This is a genomic window from Shouchella oshimensis, from assembly GCF_004375095.1.
Taxonomy (GTDB): Bacteria; Bacillota; Bacilli; order Bacillales; family Bacillaceae_D; genus Shouchella; species Shouchella oshimensis.
This window is the reverse complement of sequence record NZ_SNUX01000004.1, coordinates 470183-489011: the sequence shown is the minus strand read 5'-3', so window position 1 is coordinate 489011 and position 18829 is coordinate 470183. Positions and strand designations below refer to the sequence as shown.

Genomic DNA, 18829 nt, shown 5'->3' with positions numbered 1-18829 from the left:
GTTGATATCCGGATATAGCTCCGCGGCAACGCTTCAGCAGTTACAAAGAAAGCTAGAGACGCTGTCAAACAATATTGCAAATTCAAATACCGTTGGGTTCAAAAGTCGTTCTGTTTCTTTTTCGGATGTGCTTTCATCAGAATATACCAATCAACCTAATGAAAACCGTTTAACACCTCATGGATTAAGGGTGGGAACAGGAGCGAGAGCATCTCTTACTTCTCTTTCTGCAGCACAAGGGGATGTGAAAGAAACGGATCGAGCTCTCGACTTTGCTTTGACGGAGCCTTCTCTTTTCTTTACAATAGCAACAAACGATGGTCAGCGTTTAACGAGAGACGGAACGTTTTATTTCTCTGAGACAGCAGGAGGAGAACTATCGCTCGTAACGAATAGTGGAGAAACACTTCTTAATGAAAATGGTGCACCTATACGTTTACCTGCTTCCACGATTTCATTAAGACTTGAGCAGGCTGGATTGATTGCAGAACTTGCTGACGGACAAGAACAAGTCATTCCTACATTTGGGTTAACACAGATTGGCCGACCTCAAGCTTTGGAAGCTGTAGGGGAAAATCAATATGTTTACCTTCAAGAGGATGCTATTTTTGGACAAGCCCAAGCAAATCAAGTAAAACAAAGAGCGCTTGAGCAATCGAATGTGGATTTAAGTCAAGAAATGACTGAACTTATTTCCACACAAAGGCAAATCCAGCTACAAGCAAGAGCGTTTTCATTTTTCGATGACATGGCTGGCCTCGTAAACAATATTAGGCGTTAAAGCGAGGGGGAGGTGCGGACTTGAGTGATAGAAGCAACGACACTTCGGATAAAGAAATAGAAGGGTCCTCGATGCAGAAAGAAACAAATGAGTCTGAAACGAAGCCGTATCATGATGCTTCTTCAGATTCAATGCTCGAGAAGAGGGACCAAGAGCAACTTGCCAATCCTGAGACGTTAGAGAAAGAAAATGTCCAAGAACCAGTGCAAGATCATGACGATCACGATCAAGAAGAAGGGGATCATGCAGAGGGAGAAAATCCTGAACAGGTTCTTTTACATGAGGAAAGTGAAGAGAACACGGTTGAATCAGAAAAAGAGGTGACCGATGAAAAATCTGTCGGTGCTGCTCCTGTTCACAACCAAGAGTCAATGACGAGAGAAGAAAGAAAGCGAAAACAACAAGAGGAAGAGAATGCCTCTCGTGAAGACGAACCAGTTAAACGAGGTCGTATAAGGCTTATTCCAATATGGGTAAGAATTATTCTTGTAACTGTATTGGCGGGCGCTGCACTCATAATGGGGTTAGTAATCGGTTTTTCGGTTATTGGTGGCGAAGACAATACATGGGAAGTATTAAAACCAGAGCTGTGGTACAACATTATTGATACCATAAGAGGTCAATGATAAAGACACGGAAAGGATGAAGAAAAATCCTTCCGTGTCTTTTTTGGTTCGTTTAGTTCTCGTTGATACGCTTTGACATGTAACTTGTCCTCTTTTTAAATAGAGGAACCATGTATGATTTTACACTAGTCTCACATACTAGAAAAAAATGTGGAGGGATAGGAATCAATGGTTTTTTCAAATAAAAAATCGCCAAGCCAACCAAAAAAGCATGTTGCTTCCTATCAAACCATTGAAGAAGTTTTGACCCATGCAAGCCAGTCTGATGATTTTATAACAAGGGAAGAGTGGCAAGTTGCAAAACAAAAACTAACGATGTTTTATTTTGAATCCATGATTGATATGCAAAAGCTACCTTCCCATGTTTTGCATCCTATCAGTAAGCTGACGCACTATACATTTGAACAACTGAAAGAACGGTTGTTTACAACTGAAATGAAGCGGTGTAATACGGCGTTAGAAGCGGATGAGGGGCTTTTAAAAGGCTCCATTCTATTGCTTGTTGAAGAAAGCAGGAAAACGAGTTATCTGTTAGTGGATTTGTCTCATCAAGAGGATCGTGAAGTAACGGTACCAGAAATTGAGTTCAGTGTTTTTGGCTCGAAAGAATCATTTATTGAAACAGTTGAAGTCAATATTAATTTATTAAGACGTCGAATTCCTTCCTCAGATTTATACATGAAAAAATATACGGTAGGCAGTCATTCAAAAACAGATGTATACGTCGTTTACTGTCAATCCATTGCGAATGAGGAAAATGTGGCAACGGTTCAAAAGCGCATGAGTGAGTTGGACATTGATCAAATACAAGACGCTTCCATGCTTCTACAAGTGATTGAAGACACCCGATCAATCTTTCCACAGATCATAGATACGGAACGACCTGACCGATCGGCAGGGGCATTATTAGAAGGGAAAATTGTCATCTTAACAAATGGTTCACCGCAAGCCCTTATTACACCTGTAACGGCATTTCAATTTATTTCCGCTTTTGAAGATTATCTTCTCTCTTGGCAAACGGCCTCTGCTTTACGCTTAGTACGTATTATGGCGGTGTTCTTTTCTATCTTTGCAACGCCTCTGTATGTAGCGATATTAACGTATCATCCAGAAATCATTCCACAAGATTTATTTTCAAGTCTAGTTGTTTCAAGAACGGCGGTCCCATTTCCACCCATTATGGAGGCGCTTTTTTTAGAAATAACGATTGAATTACTAAGAGAAGCTGGAGCGCGCCTTCCAACGAAGGTTGGTCAAACCATTGGTATAGTTGGGGGGATTGTCATTGGAACAGCTGCTGTTGAAGCAGGTTTAACGAGTAATGTTTTGCTCATTATTGTGTCATTGGCTGCATTAGCGTCTTTTACAATTCCGGTCTACCGGATGGGGACAACCATTCGTTTTGTTCGATTTCCATTTATCATTGCCGCTCAAGCATGGGGATTAATTGCAATAGCACTTGTTTCAATTATTTGTATGAGCCATCTATTATCACTGACTTCATTAGGTAGACCTTATATGGCACCGATTTATCCTTTTTCCTTCACAGATATGAAAGACTCTCTATTACGGTTGCCCCAATCGATGCAAGGAACTCGACCACGATTTCTACAAACGAAGAGAAAGAAGCGGCCGTTTAATAGACATTCTAAGCCGAAAAAAGATATTGACGACGGTTATTAGAAAAAGGAGCATTGCAATGGCACAAACGCCCCCTAATCATCTACAAGTTCCTGCTTATATGGCTTTCTTCCTCGTACATGGCGCGCAATTTGGAGTAGGAGTATTAGGTTTTTCACGCTATATCGCTGAAATAGCAGGTTACCAATCTTGGCTTGCAGTAATCATTGCAGGTGCAGCCAACCAACTTATTATTTGGATGATATTTAAGACAATTAAACGAACCCAACAGCCTGATCTTTATATGGTCAACAAGACTTTATTTGGAAAATGGCTAGGTAGCATGATGACGATTCTATTTAGCCTTTATTTTGCCACTCTAGCTGTTGTTGTTTTACGCACCTATATCGAGATTGTCCAAGTGTGGATCTACATAGAGCTAGCTACGTGGTCAATCGCTCTCGCCTTTTTACTTGTTGCTTATTATGCAATTATAAAGGGGTTTCGTGTTATAGCAGGATTGACCTTTTTATTTTCGTTTCTTCCTTTGCTGTTAACACCTACTATTGCGCCAGTTCTTGAATACGCCGAATGGTATCATCTGTATCCGATGATGACGACGTCGTTTATTGATATTCTTAAAGCTAGTTTCATCTTAACATTAAGTTTTGCGGGAGCAGAGCTGATTTTTGTTTATTATCCTTTCTTACAAGACAAGGAGAAAGCACAGCAGTATGCCCATCTAGGTAGTTTAGCAACGACTATTGCCTATTTAGTGATAACGTTTTTAACATTTATTTACTATAGCGCTGAGCAGTTGAAGCTGACAATTTGGCCGACTTTAAGCGCATGGAAAATTGCTTCCTTTGTTTTTATTGAACGCGTTGAATACATCGGGATAGCCATATGGTTACTTGTTATTTTTCCAAATATCATCTTAACAATTTGGGCGTCTAGTCGTCTTTTAAAGCTTCAGTTTCGTATAACACATAGAAAGACGGTATTCTTCTTACTCCTTTTAGTGTTTATAGCAACCATTCAATTTACGACTCGTGATGCGATTAATATGTTAAATGAAAGTATTAATTATATTGGACCAGTATTCATTTTCGGCTTTATTCCATTCCTTTTAGTTGTAAGCTTCATACGGAAAAAGAAAGGAGGAGAATCAGCATGAAAAAGAAGCTCTTTATTTTTTTAGTAACGGTAATGGTTGTGTTTCTTTTCTTTTCTAACGTACGTACGAATATTATTGACGAGCTTCAACTTGTGACAATAGTCGGCTTTGATCGGGCAGAAGACGAGCAGTTCCGTGGTACGGTAACATTAACTGCTTACTCAATAGAAGAGGAATTGAATAATGTGACGCTTTCTGCAGTGTCCACATCAACGAGAGAACTTCGTTTAAAGCTGAATGCCATGTCTTCAAGACCTATCCATGGTGGGAAAATCTCCGCCATCGTTGTTCAAGACGAGCTTGCAAAGACTGGTCTTTTCTCCCTTTTGGATACGTATTATCGCGACCCAACCATTGCACTAAGATCGTATCTATGTGTAACGAGAGGGAATGCAGAGACGATGTTAAACCGTGAGTTTCCTTTGCAAACAGAAATAGGTACTTATCTAAGTGATATGCTTTCGCATAATGTAGACTATGGAAATTTACCGCTAACGAATATGCACTTGTTTATGAGAGCTTACTATGAAAAAGGCAAAGACCCTATTATGCCGATAATATCGTATACAAAAAATGCGTTGCGAGTAGAGGGGATGGCTCTTTTTAAAGATGATCGGTTTGTGGCAGAAGTTGATTTAAACGATTCGTTTTATTTGAAATTAATTCAAGATGGCTATCAGCATGGAGGTTTAATTGAAGTGGCCATGGATCAGGGAGAAAAAGTTGCGGTACTACGAGAAATACGATCCAATTTAGATTTGAAAACAGATCTGGACAAAAACGTGATTCACCTTGACGTAACATTAAAGAGTCGAATTAGTGAATATTCAGGAGGGCTTATTACAGAAGAAAAGGTAAAGGAAATTGTAGAAGCAGCTAAAGCCAATATTGCTTCTGGAATTCGTGATATCGTTTCGTTAATGCAAGAAAACCAGGTCGATCCGATCGGTCTTGGTGCTAGGCAGTTAGAAAAAGAAAAGATAAGTGAGGAAGAGTGGTATGACATCTTCCAACAAATGGATGTTGACGTTACAGTCGATGTGAAGATTGTTGAATCAGGAGTTAGTCAATGACAGTATCTTTTTTATACTATATTTCCTTGAAGTACCTACTTTACAAATGACCGTGTAGCGGTAAAATGAAAGACGTTCATTTTTTTTTTAGTAGGAGGAAAAGATAATGGCTAATGTACTAATGATTAATGCTAGTGATCGTCATGAGCATGGCGTCAGCGTGAAAATGTATAATCAATTTGTTCAATCATATAAGGAAACCCATAAGCAAGATACAGTTGAAGAGGTGAACCTTTTCGAAGCAAACCTGCCTTACTACGGTGAAAAGGCTATTGTAGCACTAACAAAGAAAGCGCAACAAGTCGATATGACGGTGGAAGAAGAGGAATTGGTAAATACGATTAGCTATTACCGTGATCAGTTCTCAAGAGCAGATAAACTAATGATTGCTTTCCCACTTTGGAATTTCACAGTACCGGCTCCCCTTATTACGTATCTATCGTATTTAGCTCAAGCTGGTTTTACATTCCAGTACACTGAAAATGGTCCGATCGGGTTAGCAGGAGATAAGGAAGTCGTTCTTTTAAGTGCTCGTGGTGGTATTTATTCAGAAGGTACACCGATGGAAAGTGCTGAAATGGCAATGAAACTAGTTCGTCAGACTATCTCTTTATGGGGGATTGTGAACCCGGAAGAGATTGTTATTGAAGGGCATAATGCGGCTCCAGATCAAAAAGAGCGCATTCTTGAAGAAGGACTTACAAGCGTTGCGACAGCTGCTGGACGTTTTTAAGTGAAATCATTACGCATGAGAGGGATTTCCCCTTTCATGCGTTTTTTATTTCTATAAAAGTTCCAAATCGTCTAGTCGCTTTAACCAATCAGTTAAACAATCATTCCAGTAGGCCCACGTATGATCACCAGGTCCCTCAATGTATTGATAGGGAAGAGAAGTCATTTCAGCTTGCTGACGAAAGGTTTGATTGATCGGATAGAGAAAATCTTCTGTCCCACAGTATTGAAACAATGGTAAAGGTATAGCTTGTTTGTCAACTTGGTCCAGTTTATATAAAAGATCATTCTTCGTTTGTGTAACGTTCTGCTCAAGCCCAAAAATCGCTTGCATATAAGGTTTTCTCTCTGTATCCTGATTCTTCTCTTGGAGGGTAACTAATTCTTCGATGAGCAAGGCACCAGAAAAACTTGCTGCTGCTCGAAACCGTTCAGGTTCGTTCAATGCTAACTTGAATGCACCAAAACCACCCATTGATAAGCCAGCAACGTAACGATGTTCACTTTTTCTAGAAAGAGAAAAATGCTTCTCCATCGTTGTTGGCAATTCATCTTGAATGAAGGAATAATAGTTCCCACCATAAGTCATGTCATTATAATAACTTAATCCTACATCAGGCATACAGATGACAAGATTATATTGATTTGCAAGCTGTTCAACGTTAGTATTACGTAACCAAGCTGTTTCATTATCGCTCCAACCGTGAAAAAGATAGAGTGTTCTATATGGTGGTGTGGCATGATCAGGTACTATTAGTTGAATTCCTATTTGTTTACCTATCGTAGTTGCATGTACTGTCATATGAATGAGTGCCAAGACTATTCGCTCCTTTTACAATGGTTCCTCAATCCTTATTCGCTATTCATCCTATAATTCCTCCTCTTGCTTAGAGTAAGGTGAGAAATATGATAAAATAAGTCGAGAAAGAAAGAGGAGGCGGCGTTCGTGTTATCAATAGAAGAAATTAAAGCGTTAATTCCCCATCGTTACCCATTTTTATTAGTTGACAAGGTTATTGAATTAGAAGCGGGAAAACGAGCAGTAGGGATAAAAAACGTGACGGTGAATGAAGAGTTCTTTAATGGACATTTTCCTGAATATCCTGTTATGCCTGGTGTGTTAATTGTTGAGGCTTTAGCTCAAGTATCTGGTATTGCAGTAGCCAAAGCACAAGAAGATACAACAAAGATTGGATTGTTTGCAGCGATTGATCAATGCAAATTTAAACGTCCGGTTCGCCCAGGCGATCAGCTACGACTAGAAATAGAAATTACACGTATAAAAGGACCTGTTGCAAAAGCGACTGGTGTTGCTTACGTAGATGGCAAAGTTGCCGCTCAAGCTGACATGACATTTGCTTTTAAGTAAGCGTAGGTTTAGAAAAAATGAGCGTATCGACTAGAGCGTGGGGGAACCCACGCTCCTTTTTTTGATGTTAAAAAGAATTCACATATTTATATGAAAGGAAAGACTGGCTTTACAGGAAAACTCCTTGTAAAACAAGGAAATATGTAAGATTGTTCTCTTTGTGGATATTCATTGTCTATTATAAAACTCTCTTGTATGATATGTATCAGTAACCTTAAGGGAGACCGATACGCTATGAAACAAATACGCGACATTATCATACAGGATTTTAAAAATGTAAAACGAGTACCACTTGTGGCGCTATTATTAGTGGGACTCGCTTTTTTACCAGCTCTTTATGCATGGTTTAATATTGCTGCTTCTTGGGACCCTTATAGTAATACAGAGGGAATAAAAGTGGCGATTGTGAATGAGGATCAAGGAACAACTGTAGAAGGAGAGCCCATTAATGTTGGAAACGAACTGGTTCACAATTTAGCTGATAACGACAAGATGGGGTGGATTTTTGTTGATCGTGATCAAGCAGAGAAAGGGGTACGAGACGGTGAGTACTATGCTAGTGTGTATCTTGATGCCGAGTTTTCTGAGCAATTAACGAGCGTTATTAATGGGGATCCACATGCACCAGAAGTTCGTTATGAAGTCAACGAGAAAATGAATGCAATTGCCCCTAAGATGACCTCTGCTGGTGCATCGGCTGTTGTAGATGAAATTAGTCAGCAATTCCTTGAAGAAGCTTCAAGATCTCTGTTTACTCAACTGAACGACATTGGCATCGAGCTTGAAAACGAATTGCCTACCATTCGGCGAATTGAAAATCTGATTTTTGATCTAGAAGATCGTTTCCCCGAGATTAATGAGTTAGGTGAAACGGTTATTGAACTTCAAAACGACTGGCCAGAATTAAGAGAAAAGCTGGATCGTTTTTTAGCTGTGGAAGAAGAGTTTGATGCCATTAATGAAGGTGCAGATGTTGTTGTCCAAGTCGAAGGTTATTTACCGATGGTTCACCAAGTAGCAGATCGATTAATCGAGGTTGAACAAGTGCTACCGGACGTAGACGACATTGTTGTTCAAGCGGAAGAAATAAACGGTCGATTAGATGAGATAGAAAGTCAACTGACGCAAACAGTAAAATTGCTTACGATTGCGGAAGAAGCGCTCACGAAAGCTAAAGATGCACTTCCGAAAGCAACCGAATTAAGTGGGAATATGGAGCAGTATGCACACCAAATGGTGGATGTGCTAGATGAGCTGGAACGCTCCGTTGATCCAATTGTTCAGTTCATGTCCAATCAAGCCACGATCATTGAACAAACGTCACGTTCTATTTTAGCTGCATTAGAGCAAGTGGAATCAGGTGAAAGCGTTGAGAAAATCATCCCGCAATTAGAGCAAGCAAGTCGGTTGCTCCAATCAAATCAAGAGGCCATTGGGCATGCCATTACGTTTCTTGAACAAGTAAATGAACTATCACCAAATACAGACACCAAATCGCTAATCGATCCATTAGTATCTCTTAATCAACAATTAAATGCGCTACAAAAGCAAGTTGATGACGGGGTTGCTGCTTTAAAATCATCTGGATCGATTGGAGAGAATCAGCTTCAATCCTTACGCGATCACATTGCGACCGTACAGGGAGGTGCGAGTCGTGCCAATGGACTTTTCTCAAATGATGCAGCAACCATGATTAAAGAGGGGATTGGGCAGTTAAAAGCAGATGTAACAAGTGCTGAAGAGACCATTCAACAGCAGCGGGATCGTATACCGCAGCTTGAACAACTTATTGATCAAGCAGATCAAGTTCGAATGGCTGGAGAAGAACAAATTCAATACCTACTAGATGAGTTACCAAACGTTCGAGCGCAATTGCAAGAAGGTATACACTTTATTCAAGAGGAGTTACCGAAGCTTCAGACGCTCATTCATAATGTGAATGCGTTTTTCGCAACCGATTTTCCACGTATTGAAGAGAACATCCATAGTGCAGCAGATTTTGTTCGTACAGATTTGCCGATGATAGAAGATGAGTTGTCAAACGTCATTCAGCTGATTCAAACGAATCTTCCTCAATTCGAAGAAACGTTAGGAGACGTCGCAGCATTTGCAGATGAACAACTGCCAGATTTAGAAGAAACAGTTGGGAATGCGGCTGATCGAATTCGTGACTTTGATGAAAACCATAATTTAAATGATATGGTCGCGCTACTTCGAAATGATATTGAAGAGGAAAGTGCGTTTTTTAGAGAGCCAGTTAAGCTTGTTGAAGAACAGCTTTATCCAGTACCCAATTACGGTTCTGCTAATGCGCCTTTTTATACAGCGTTGTCTCTTTGGGTAGGTTCCCTCTTGCTCGTTAACTTATTGAAAACAGATGTTCATCCTGAAGATATGCGGGAAGACTATAAGGTTCATCACATTTATCTGGGTCGTTTAGTACTATTTTTAATCATAAGTTTTTTACAAGGAACGATCGTGAGTCTAGGGAACTTATTTCTATTAGGCACATACGCCGCTCATCCAGTTTATTTCGTTCTATTTACATGGTTAATTGGATTTGTGTTTATGACCATCGTGTATACGCTGGCTTCTGTATTTGGAAATATTGGGAAGGCACTAGCCATCGTTTTAATGGTCTTGCAGCTATCAGGCGCAGGAGGCACATTTCCAATTCAAGTGGCCCCACCGTTCTTTCAGGCAATTAATCCATTCTTACCGTTTACCTATGCCATTAATTTGCTAAGGGAAGCTGTTGGAGGAATTGTTTGGTCAACTGCAGCTACTATGATTGGTGTGCTACTTCTTGTCTTTGTACTAGCGTTGTCGTTTGGTTTATTACTAAAAAAACCACTAGCAAAACGGATGCAAGCGACTACGGCTAAATCAAAATCAAGTCGCATGATTGATTGAACAAGCTATTTCGTGTGTCTCTCCTTATATAAAAAGGTTTTCTTTTCATGAAAACAGGAATGAAAAAGAAAAAGGGTGTAAAGGAGAGATGAGCAAATGACAGAGCCTATTTATGGAAATACGCTGCCTTTCTTAGGGGCTAAGAATGGAACGGTTGAGAGGATAAAGGATGCAGATGTTCTCGTATATGGGGTTCCGTGGGAAGGCGCGGTGACATGGGGGGATTATACAGGGTGCGAATTGGGCCCAAAAGTGATGCGTCTTTCTTCAGCACGTTATTCGGGGTATTTACCAGAGTTAAACCATATCGACGTGTTTGAACATCTACAATTAGCTGATTTAGGTGATATTGATGTTGTGCCGGCAGATGTAGAAGAAACGATGAAGCGAATTCAAACCTTCTCACGCAATGTCTGGCAAACGGGGGCTTTTCCAATTGCTTTAGGTGGCGATCATGGCATTACGTACCCCATTCTTGCTGGTTTAGCCGAGCAGTATCCAGCTAAAAAAATTGGCATCCTGCATCTAGATGCCCATTACGATAATATGCCGCATCACGAAGGGGAAAAGTATGCACGCTCTACCCCATTTGCTCGTTTGTATGAGCTCGATCAAGTACGAAATGAGAGTTTACTACACATCGGCATACACGGACCACGTAATAAGCCTGAAACAGGTCGATATGCACATGAAGCAGGAGCAAAGACCATTACTAGTAAGGATATAAAAGAAGCGACGAACTTACGCGATTATGCAGCTCGTCTCTATGAAGAAGCTTCAAAAGAGGTTGATATGATTTACCTATCGGTTTGTAGTGATGTATTAGACGTTGCATTTAACCCTGGAGGACCAGTTGATACAAATGGTCTTACCTCTTATGAATTACTGACGCTCGTGCATGAATTTACATCTAGAGGCGTCATTGGAATGGATTTTGTCGAGGTTTACCCTCAGCAAGATGCAAACGATGTTTCTTCACATTTTGCTTCAACCCTTGTGTTGTACGCTTTAGCGGGTCATATTCAAGCAAAAACAAATCGGACGTAAGTGAATGAGCTTGTATGTTCTTTTAACGAGGAGCATGTAAGCTTATTTTTTTGTCCTAGTAAACTAGTAATTGGAAATTTTTTTTGCGTCAATAGGTTGCTAGTATGCGGTTTTTGTCGGTACTATTACAAATGTAATATTACATTTTTGTTACATTGATAGATTAAGAGCGAAATATCGTGTAAAATTTAGTCAATCTTGTCGAAGAAGATCATGTAGTCGTTCATTATAATCATTCATGTCATAACAAACTAGATTTATTTTAAAATTTTGAGGAGGCATTCTCTTGAGCAAATCGAATCTAAACAAATTTTTATTCTCTTCAGCTGTTGTCGCTGGAGTTGTAGCAGTTGCTCCACAAGTGTCAGAAGCAGCAGTAGGTGACCAAACGTTAAAACAAGGTATGTCTCATCAGGATGTAACAGAACTGCAAAACATACTTAAAGAAAAAGGGTTTTTTACATACCATAAAGCAACAGGTTATTTTGGTACATATACACGTGACGCTGTATTGGATTATCAAAAAGAAAACAACCTACGCGTTGACGGAATTGCTGGACCAGAAACGTTCGGTTCACTTTTAGGAAAAGAATCGACTACTAAAGTAGAGAAAAAAGAAACAACAACAACTCAATCAAATTTACTTAGAATTGGTAGCCGAGGAAATGATGTTACAAATCTACAAGACGAATTACGTTCTTTAGGTTACTTTAACCAATCTTCTACTGGTTACTATGGTTCCATTACGCGTGATGCTGTTGTAGCTTTCCAAAAAGCGCAAAACTTACGTTTAGTAGACGGAATTGTTGGTCCAGAAACACGTAGTGCACTAGGTACAGCTGACGCGAAGCCTGTAGCTTCGGAAACGGCATCAACAGAAACAAGTGCGCCAGCTAAGGAAGAGCCTAAACAAGAAGCTACGAAAACAGTAGAAAAAGAGCAGGCGCCAGCTGAAACACCAGCATCTTCTTCTATGCGTGTAGGCGTTCGTGGCGAGAATGTTACGGATCTACAGCAACAGCTTCGTTCATTAGGGTATTTTAATGCAGAACCGACTGGTTATTATGGTGAAATTACGAAAAAAGCCGTAATGGAATTCCAACGTACGAATGGTATTTCTGTTGACGGAATTGCTGGTCCAGCTACAGTACGTACACTTAGTGGCAGCCCGGCATCAGCAAGCACTGGTTCAAGCTCATCTTCTAATGAGAGCACGAGTACGGAATCAAGCTCATCTTCAAACGAGAGCACGAGCACGGAGTCAAACGCATCTTCAAATGATTCGACTGCTTCTGAAAGTACAAGTTCAAATAATACAGCGGCAGCACCGGCTCCTAGCACGAATACAAATACAAACACAAACACAAATAATGCAGCACCTGTAACGAATACAAATACGAGCAATACGTCTACTTCAAGCTCAAGTAACGTTGTATCAGGTTTGATTTCTTCAGCTCAATCTGTTATTGGCGTACCTTACTTATGGGGGGGAACATCTCCTGCTGGATTTGACTGTAGTGGAATGATTCAATATATCTTCCGTCAAAATGGAATCGAACTTCCTCGTACAGCAGCAGCTCAGTGGAACGCTGGTACATCTGTAGGTTCACCAAGCATTGGCGATATTGTCTTCTTTGAGACATATGCAGCTGGTCCAACGCATAACGGAATTTATATTGGGGATAATAAGTTTATTCACACTGGCTCATCTCGCGGTGTAGAAGTCTCAGACTTAAACAACTCCTATTGGGCTCCAAGGTATTTAGGCGCTAAACGTTTACACTAAAAGTTACGATACAAACGGGTTATAGATGATTCTTCATCTATACCCGTTTTTTTATATGATCATACATAATTAGACGATTTCCTTTTTTTATAGCTTCTCCTTTCCTTTCATATTAGGAAAAAATCGCTCGTGCTGGAAATCCTCGGAGTGTATCCCAGAAAAAAACGAACATACGCACGTATTTTAACTGGTTGTAGAACGTGTATTCGGGTATAATGTGGGGAAGGAGGTAGGCAGATGAAAAATGAAAAGGCAATCTTATTACTGGATATGGAGTCTTTTTATGCTTCTATTGAACATGCGGAAAACCTTCAGTACGCAGGTAAGCCACTTGTTGTATCAGGAGACCCGAATCGGCGAAGTGGTGTCATTTTGGCTGCCTGCCCCCTTGCGAAAGAAAAAGGCATTCAGAATGCCGAGCGTCTCTATGAAGCGCAACAGAAATGTTCTGATATAGTTGTGGTGAAGCCTCGCATGCAGAAATATGTCGACGTGTCTTTGCGTATTTCTAAGCTATTAGGAGAGTATACGGACTTGGTTGAACCTTACTCCATTGATGAACAATTTATGGATGTCACAGGGAGTCAACGCTTGTTTGGAGCGCCTCAAGAGATTGCATCAGAAATTCAAGAACGTATTAAAGAAGAAATGAATTTAAGAGCCCGAGTAGGAATTGGCGAAAATAAAGTTCTTGCCAAGCTTGCCTGTGACTTATTTGCCAAAAAAAATAAAAGTGGTATCTATACGTTAACAGAAGATATGATGGAGTTAGAGATTTGGCCACGTCCTATTAGTGATTTATTTGGCGTAGGAAAACGAATGGCTATTCACTTTAAAAGTATGGGCATTCGAACAATTGGTCATTTAGCTCAAACAGAAGGGTCTCGTATAAAAGAAAAGTTCGGTTTACATGGTCAAGTGTTGTGGATGTCAGCAAATGGTATTGATTATTCACCTGTTACTCGAGCAGCCCATGCTGGTAGAAAAGGGTTTGGCAATGGCATGACATTGCCACGGGACTATACGACGAAAGAAGACCTACACGTCGTTTTATTAGAGCTTTGTGAAGAAGTCTGTTCGAGAGCACGTCACGCAGGAAAAATGGGCGCAACAGTAAGTTTAGGATTAAATGGTGCAAGTCATGTGGAGAAGCGAAGTTTTCATCGTCAATTGACGCTTCCAACTGAGACGAACATTACGATGGAAGTCTTTAACGGTGTTAATCAACTTCTTGAACAACACTGGGACGGGTTTCCAGTGAGGAGAGTCAGTGTAGGTATGACAAATCTCCAAAGCGACCAAAATTGGCAGATGAGTTTACTGGACGATAATCAAAATCGTGATCGGCTGTCGCAAATTGGCTATGTTATGGATCATATTCGTGATAAATATGGGAAAGTGGCGATTCAGCGAGCCTCATCTTTAAAACAGGCTTCTCAATTAGTAGACCGAAGCAAAAAAATTGGTGGTCATTACAAATAAAAAAAGTGCCTGTTTTATTTAACAGGCACTTCTTCTACAAGATCTTCAACTTCCAAAAGAGCAGTCATAAGTTTAATAAAGGTTAACTCATCAAGGTATTCTTCGCTTGTACGAATAGATGCTTCGAATATACGTTGATCTTCACGTTCTTTAATGAGTGTCGCACTTTTAAATGTGTCGTCTTCATTCATCTCGACAAATACATAGTCAAAGAAATCAAACATAGGATACGCCTCAGCAGATAATTCTTCATTGGCAGAACGTAAAGCGCTAATATGCAAATCCAATGGGATATCAGGGTGCGTAAGTCCAATAATTAACGTAATTGGTTGAAAATCTGCATCTTCCCGATTCGTAAAGCTATAAGAATGCTCTCCTAAAGAACGCTTTTGATAGCCTTCAGGTAAATAAATGCTAAAAGTATTGAAAAGGGTGAAATGGTCAACAGAGAATGCGAATTCCTCATCTTCGTACAGCGCTGTGAAGACGGTTTGTTCTTTTTCAAAAGTCTGGTCGTTTTCGTCATAAGAAGAGCGATCTTGTAATTTATCAAGAAGAGCATCGGTGTCAGCTTCAACTTCAACTTCATCTTCTTGGTCATTAGCGGAGGACAGAATAGCATGAAAAAGACTAACAACCTCTGCGTAGGCATTTGGATCTTCTTCTCTCGATTCAGGTGTATTCAATGTTGCAATATACATATGCTCGGCTTGTTCATCAAAGCGAACGAGACGATGAATGGTTTCATTAGTCGTTTGAATGGTGTAATAGTAGTCGAATGGTAGCTCCGGAAAGCGTTCAAGATCAATATCACTCGGTTCATGAATCGTTGAACGCAAGGATAGCGATGTGTAGTCCCGTTGTTGAGCAAGATCAAAATCAGACGGAAGTGATTCAGTGCGAACAGAGACCTGTAAATGATACGGGAGATCAGGTGTATTCGTAAACGTTAAAGAATGGTCATTTGCTAATACATCCATTCCTTCGGGTACGATATAGGTCGCATCAAAAGGTGCTGTTACAGCTTGTGCAGATAATATTTTTGTATCATTTCCAGCCGAGAACGAAAGCTCATTTTCGATTTCGTCATAAGGAACATTCTCCTCTTCATCTACAGGTGCTTGAGCGTTGCCTTCATCAATGGCAGAGGGATTAGAGGAATCATTAGGATTTGCTGGAGCAGGACTACTTTCGGGTGTTGTGCAAGCAGCCAGCACCATTACACCAAAAAGAACACTCACAAGTCGCAATACCACGCGAATAGTGAAGGGTGTTTTCATCGAAAGTTCCTCCGTTTAAGTCAAATTTTTGTATTAAAAAATCTTTTCCTATCTTACCATGAAAACGGATGCGAAAGTATGAAAGATTTTGTACGTGCTATAAAAGCACATCCTTGTATTCAGGGTGTTGATCAAACTGTTTTTTGGCGTAAGGACATACTGGGTCGATCTTCTGCTTCTGTGTACGAGCATCGTCCACGAGAGATGAAACGAGTTTAGCTCCTAATCCTTGTTCCCGGTACTCTGGATCGACAAATGTATGAGTAATAGTAAGAGCTTCTTTTTCTTTTGTAAAAGTGAGTTCTGCAATTGGTTGTGAAGCTGCTTTTCCCATCCAATAGCGATTAGTAGACTTTTGTATCTCCATGGCGTGTCACTCTTTCTTAGTAAGATTTTTCAATGCACTATAAGAGTCTAGTTCGCTAACATATGTATTTATCTCTTATACCCGTCAGGCTACGATTTAATCGTACGAGTATAGTGTCAACGATAAAAATGCAGGCTATACATGAAAACCTAAAAAGCTTTGGCATTGACGCCAAAGCTTTTAACCGTTTACTCTGCTAGTTGTTTTGCTCGGTGAGACTGCCATCTCCACGAATCCTCACACATTTCTCCTAACCCACGCTCTGCTTTCCACCCTAACTCGCGTTCTGCTTTTGAGGCGTCTGCATACGTCACAGGTGCATCCCCTGAACGTCGTTCCACGATCTTCTTAGGAATGGTTTTTCCTGATGCTTCTTCAAAAGCGGTAACAACTTCTAATACACTGTATCCATTCCCTGTACCAAGGTTATAGGCTTGAGCACCGCTTGTGTCTTCAAGCTTTTCAAGTGCTTTTAAATGACCTAATGCTAAATCAACCACGTGAATATAATCGCGAATACATGTACCATCTTCAGTTGGATAATCATCTCCAAAAACGGAAAGCTCTTCTCTTATACCAACTGCAACTTGCGTAATATAAGGCATTAAATTATTCGGAATGCCACTCGGTTCTTCACCAATTTTACCGCTCTTATGCGCGCCGATCGGATTAAAATAGCGAAGCAACGAAATGCTCCATTTTTCATCTGTAGCGGCAAGGTCACCCAAAATCTCTTCGATCATAATTTTCGTACGACCATATGGATTGAGTGCTTGAATAGGTGCGTTTTCACGAACAGGCACTTGTTCAGGGATACCGTATACTGTGGCAGATGAACTAAATACCAATTTATAAACACCATGACGTTCCATCGCTTTACATAGCTGAATCGTACTTAGCAAATTTGTTTCGTAATAGTGTAGTGGTTTTTCAACTGATTCTCCAACGGCTTTTAAGCCTGCGAAATGAATAACTGCGTCAATCGTATGGTTGTCAAAGATTTGATCCAACCCGTTTGCATCTAACAAATTTGTTGAGTAGTACGTAAGTGATTTACCTGAGATCGCTTCAACTTCCCTTAACGTCTCTTCACGACTATTTGCAAGATTATCAACGACAATGACGTCATAGCCAGCTTGTAATAGCTCTACACATGTATGACTGCCTATATAACCGGCGCCTCCTGTAACAAGAATCGACATGAACAAAACTCCTTCTTTATAGATGAGATTAGGTTCAGTATAGCAAAGAAAAGGAAACAACAAAATAGCTAGCTATTTTATGCGCGGTTAGGGAAAAACATGGTATGATAGATTGAAAGAAGTGGAAATAGAGGGGGACCGTCATGGAAAGAGAGAAACAATGGCATGACCGGATTGATTACACTTTGCTATTCCTTGTTTTTTTGCTTTTATGTATAAGTGCAATGGCCATTTATGCAGGGACGACTAGTCAATATGTAGATGAGGCGTATCGGCATGTATACATGTTATCGCAAGCGCGTTGGATGCTTATTGGAGCAGTGCTAATTGTTATTATCATGTTTTTAGATTACGAATATTTTAAATATTTAACGATTCCGGCTTATACTTTTGGAATGATACTCTTGTTAATTGTAGAATTTTTTGGGGTGTCAAGGAATGAAGCTACGAGATGGATTGGAATTAATAATACGCCTATCTATCAACCATCAGAAATTATGAAAATTATATTAGTGCTAGCATTAGCGCACCTTGTTATGTATTTGAACAAACGCTTTAAAGAGCAAAACCTAAAAACGGACTTAATGAAACTGGGACTGATCTTAGCCGTTAGTTTGCCACCTATTTTCTTAGTATTAAAACAACCTGATCTTGGTTCAGCCCTTGTTCTCGTGTCAATTGTGGCAGTAGCCATACTTGTATCCAATATGTCGATGAAGATTATTCTTACATTAGTGGGTATGGCAACAGCTTTTATTGCCCTTGTCTTTTATTTATTTTTTAACTATGTCGATTTACTTATCGAATGGGAACTATTAGAACCACATCAACTTGTACGCATTTATGGATGGTTATATCCAGAAGAATATGCAACGAGCTACGCTATGCAAACGCTAGGGGCAACGACCGGTATTGGGTCTGGTCAACTACTAGGCGTTGGTTTTTTGAACAGTGTGCAAGCAGCAAATGCTGCGATCCCCGAAATGCATACAGACTTTATTTTTGCCGTAATAGGGGAAGAGTTTGGCTTCGTTGGTTCAACACTTGTTATTTGTGTGTTTTTCCTGCTTATTTACCGCATGATTATGTTAGCGATGGCGTGTAAAGATTTATATGGAACTTATATGATTGCAGGTATTGCTGGGATGCTAACGTTTCAAATTTTTCAAAACATCGCTATGACAGTGGGTTTGATGCCAGTCACAGGTATTGCTCTACCTTTTTTAAGCTACGGTGGGAGTGCATTGATGACCAATATGATTGCCATTGGGATTGTTTTAAATATTGGGATGAGACAGAAGAGCTATATGTTTGAACCTTCCAAAGAGGCGGCCAAGTTAAATGAGTTAAACGGAAGGCATGCATAAAGAAGCT

At 40.1% G+C, this 18829-nt stretch carries 16 protein-coding genes; 12 read left to right on the top strand and 4 right to left on the bottom strand.

Annotation, left to right across the window (positions count from 1 at the left end; translation table 11 throughout):
* The first annotated feature begins 1 nt into the window (after position 1).
* The 6 genes from E2L03_RS17955 to E2L03_RS17930 all read left to right on the top strand — a co-directional run bounded on the left by E2L03_RS17955 (position 2) and on the right by E2L03_RS17930 (position 6010).
* Positions 2 to 781: a flagellar hook-basal body protein gene (locus tag E2L03_RS17955; protein ID WP_134259983.1), complete on the top strand. Its 780-nt coding sequence runs from the start codon at positions 2 to 4 to the stop codon at positions 779 to 781.
* A gap of 20 nt (positions 782 to 801) precedes the next feature.
* A complete protein-coding gene (locus E2L03_RS17950; RefSeq protein WP_134259981.1) occupies positions 802 to 1407 on the top strand; it encodes a DNA-directed RNA polymerase subunit beta in 606 nt (201 codons plus the stop codon).
* Positions 1408 to 1575: 168 nt separating this feature from the next.
* Positions 1576 to 3090: a spore germination protein gene (locus tag E2L03_RS17945; RefSeq protein ID WP_134259979.1), complete on the top strand. Its 1515-nt coding sequence runs from the start codon at positions 1576 to 1578 to the stop codon at positions 3088 to 3090.
* Positions 3091 to 3106: 16 nt separating this feature from the next.
* Positions 3107 to 4204: a GerAB/ArcD/ProY family transporter gene (locus E2L03_RS17940; RefSeq protein WP_038484025.1), complete on the top strand. Its 1098-nt coding sequence runs from the start codon at positions 3107 to 3109 to the stop codon at positions 4202 to 4204.
* Positions 4201 to 5277 (top strand): Ger(x)C family spore germination protein, encoded by a 1077-nt coding sequence (locus E2L03_RS17935; protein ID WP_038484022.1) that lies wholly within the window; start codon positions 4201 to 4203, stop codon positions 5275 to 5277. Before E2L03_RS17940 ends, E2L03_RS17935 begins: the two co-directional genes overlap by 4 nt.
* 106 nt (positions 5278 to 5383) lie before the next feature.
* Positions 5384 to 6010, top strand: a complete 627-nt coding sequence (locus tag E2L03_RS17930; RefSeq protein WP_038484019.1) for an FMN-dependent NADH-azoreductase — start codon at positions 5384 to 5386, stop codon at positions 6008 to 6010.
* A gap of 51 nt (positions 6011 to 6061) precedes the next feature.
* Here E2L03_RS17930 and E2L03_RS17925 read toward each other — a convergent pair whose 3' ends face one another.
* Positions 6062 to 6826: an alpha/beta hydrolase gene (locus E2L03_RS17925; protein ID WP_124742807.1), complete on the bottom strand. Its 765-nt coding sequence runs from the start codon at positions 6824 to 6826 to the stop codon at positions 6062 to 6064.
* Positions 6827 to 6955: 129 nt separating this feature from the next.
* Between E2L03_RS17925 and fabZ the strand changes: the two genes are divergently transcribed.
* The 5 genes from fabZ (at position 6956) to E2L03_RS17900 (ending at position 14606) form a co-directional block, all read left to right on the top strand.
* Positions 6956 to 7378 (top strand): 3-hydroxyacyl-ACP dehydratase FabZ, encoded by a 423-nt coding sequence (fabZ, locus tag E2L03_RS17920; protein ID WP_038484013.1) that lies wholly within the window; start codon positions 6956 to 6958, stop codon positions 7376 to 7378.
* A gap of 234 nt (positions 7379 to 7612) precedes the next feature.
* Complete coding sequence (locus E2L03_RS17915; protein ID WP_166740369.1) at positions 7613 to 10291, top strand: YhgE/Pip domain-containing protein; 2679 nt, start codon at positions 7613 to 7615, stop codon at positions 10289 to 10291.
* 96 nt (positions 10292 to 10387) lie between these two features.
* Positions 10388 to 11338, top strand: coding sequence for an agmatinase family protein (locus E2L03_RS17910; protein WP_134259977.1), 951 nt, complete (start codon positions 10388 to 10390; stop codon positions 11336 to 11338).
* Between the two features lie 286 nt (positions 11339 to 11624).
* A complete protein-coding gene (locus E2L03_RS17905; RefSeq protein ID WP_134259975.1) occupies positions 11625 to 13124 on the top strand; it encodes a peptidoglycan-binding protein in 1500 nt (499 codons plus the stop codon).
* Positions 13125 to 13361: 237 nt separating this feature from the next.
* Positions 13362 to 14606 (top strand): DNA polymerase IV, encoded by a 1245-nt coding sequence (locus tag E2L03_RS17900; protein ID WP_038484001.1) that lies wholly within the window; start codon positions 13362 to 13364, stop codon positions 14604 to 14606.
* Positions 14607 to 14620: 14 nt separating this feature from the next.
* On the opposite strand, the gene E2L03_RS17895 is transcribed toward E2L03_RS17900, so the two are convergent.
* The 3 genes from E2L03_RS17895 to galE all read right to left on the bottom strand — a co-directional run bounded on the left by E2L03_RS17895 (position 14621) and on the right by galE (position 17455).
* A complete protein-coding gene (locus tag E2L03_RS17895) occupies positions 14621 to 15886 on the bottom strand; it encodes a hypothetical protein (protein WP_038483999.1) in 1266 nt (421 codons plus the stop codon).
* Positions 15887 to 15983: 97 nt separating this feature from the next.
* Positions 15984 to 16253, bottom strand: coding sequence for a GNAT family N-acetyltransferase (locus E2L03_RS17890; protein ID WP_038483997.1), 270 nt, complete (start codon positions 16251 to 16253; stop codon positions 15984 to 15986).
* A gap of 188 nt (positions 16254 to 16441) precedes the next feature.
* The gene (gene galE / locus E2L03_RS17885; RefSeq protein ID WP_134259973.1) at positions 16442 to 17455 is read right to left on the bottom strand and encodes a UDP-glucose 4-epimerase GalE; all 1014 of its coding nucleotides are present in this window, start codon (positions 17453 to 17455) and stop codon (positions 16442 to 16444) included.
* A 143-nt stretch (positions 17456 to 17598) separates the two neighbouring features.
* Between galE and E2L03_RS17880 the strand changes: the two genes are divergently transcribed.
* Positions 17599 to 18822: an FtsW/RodA/SpoVE family cell cycle protein gene (locus E2L03_RS17880; RefSeq protein WP_055735425.1), complete on the top strand. Its 1224-nt coding sequence runs from the start codon at positions 17599 to 17601 to the stop codon at positions 18820 to 18822.
* Positions 18823 to 18829: the final 7 nt, after the last annotated feature.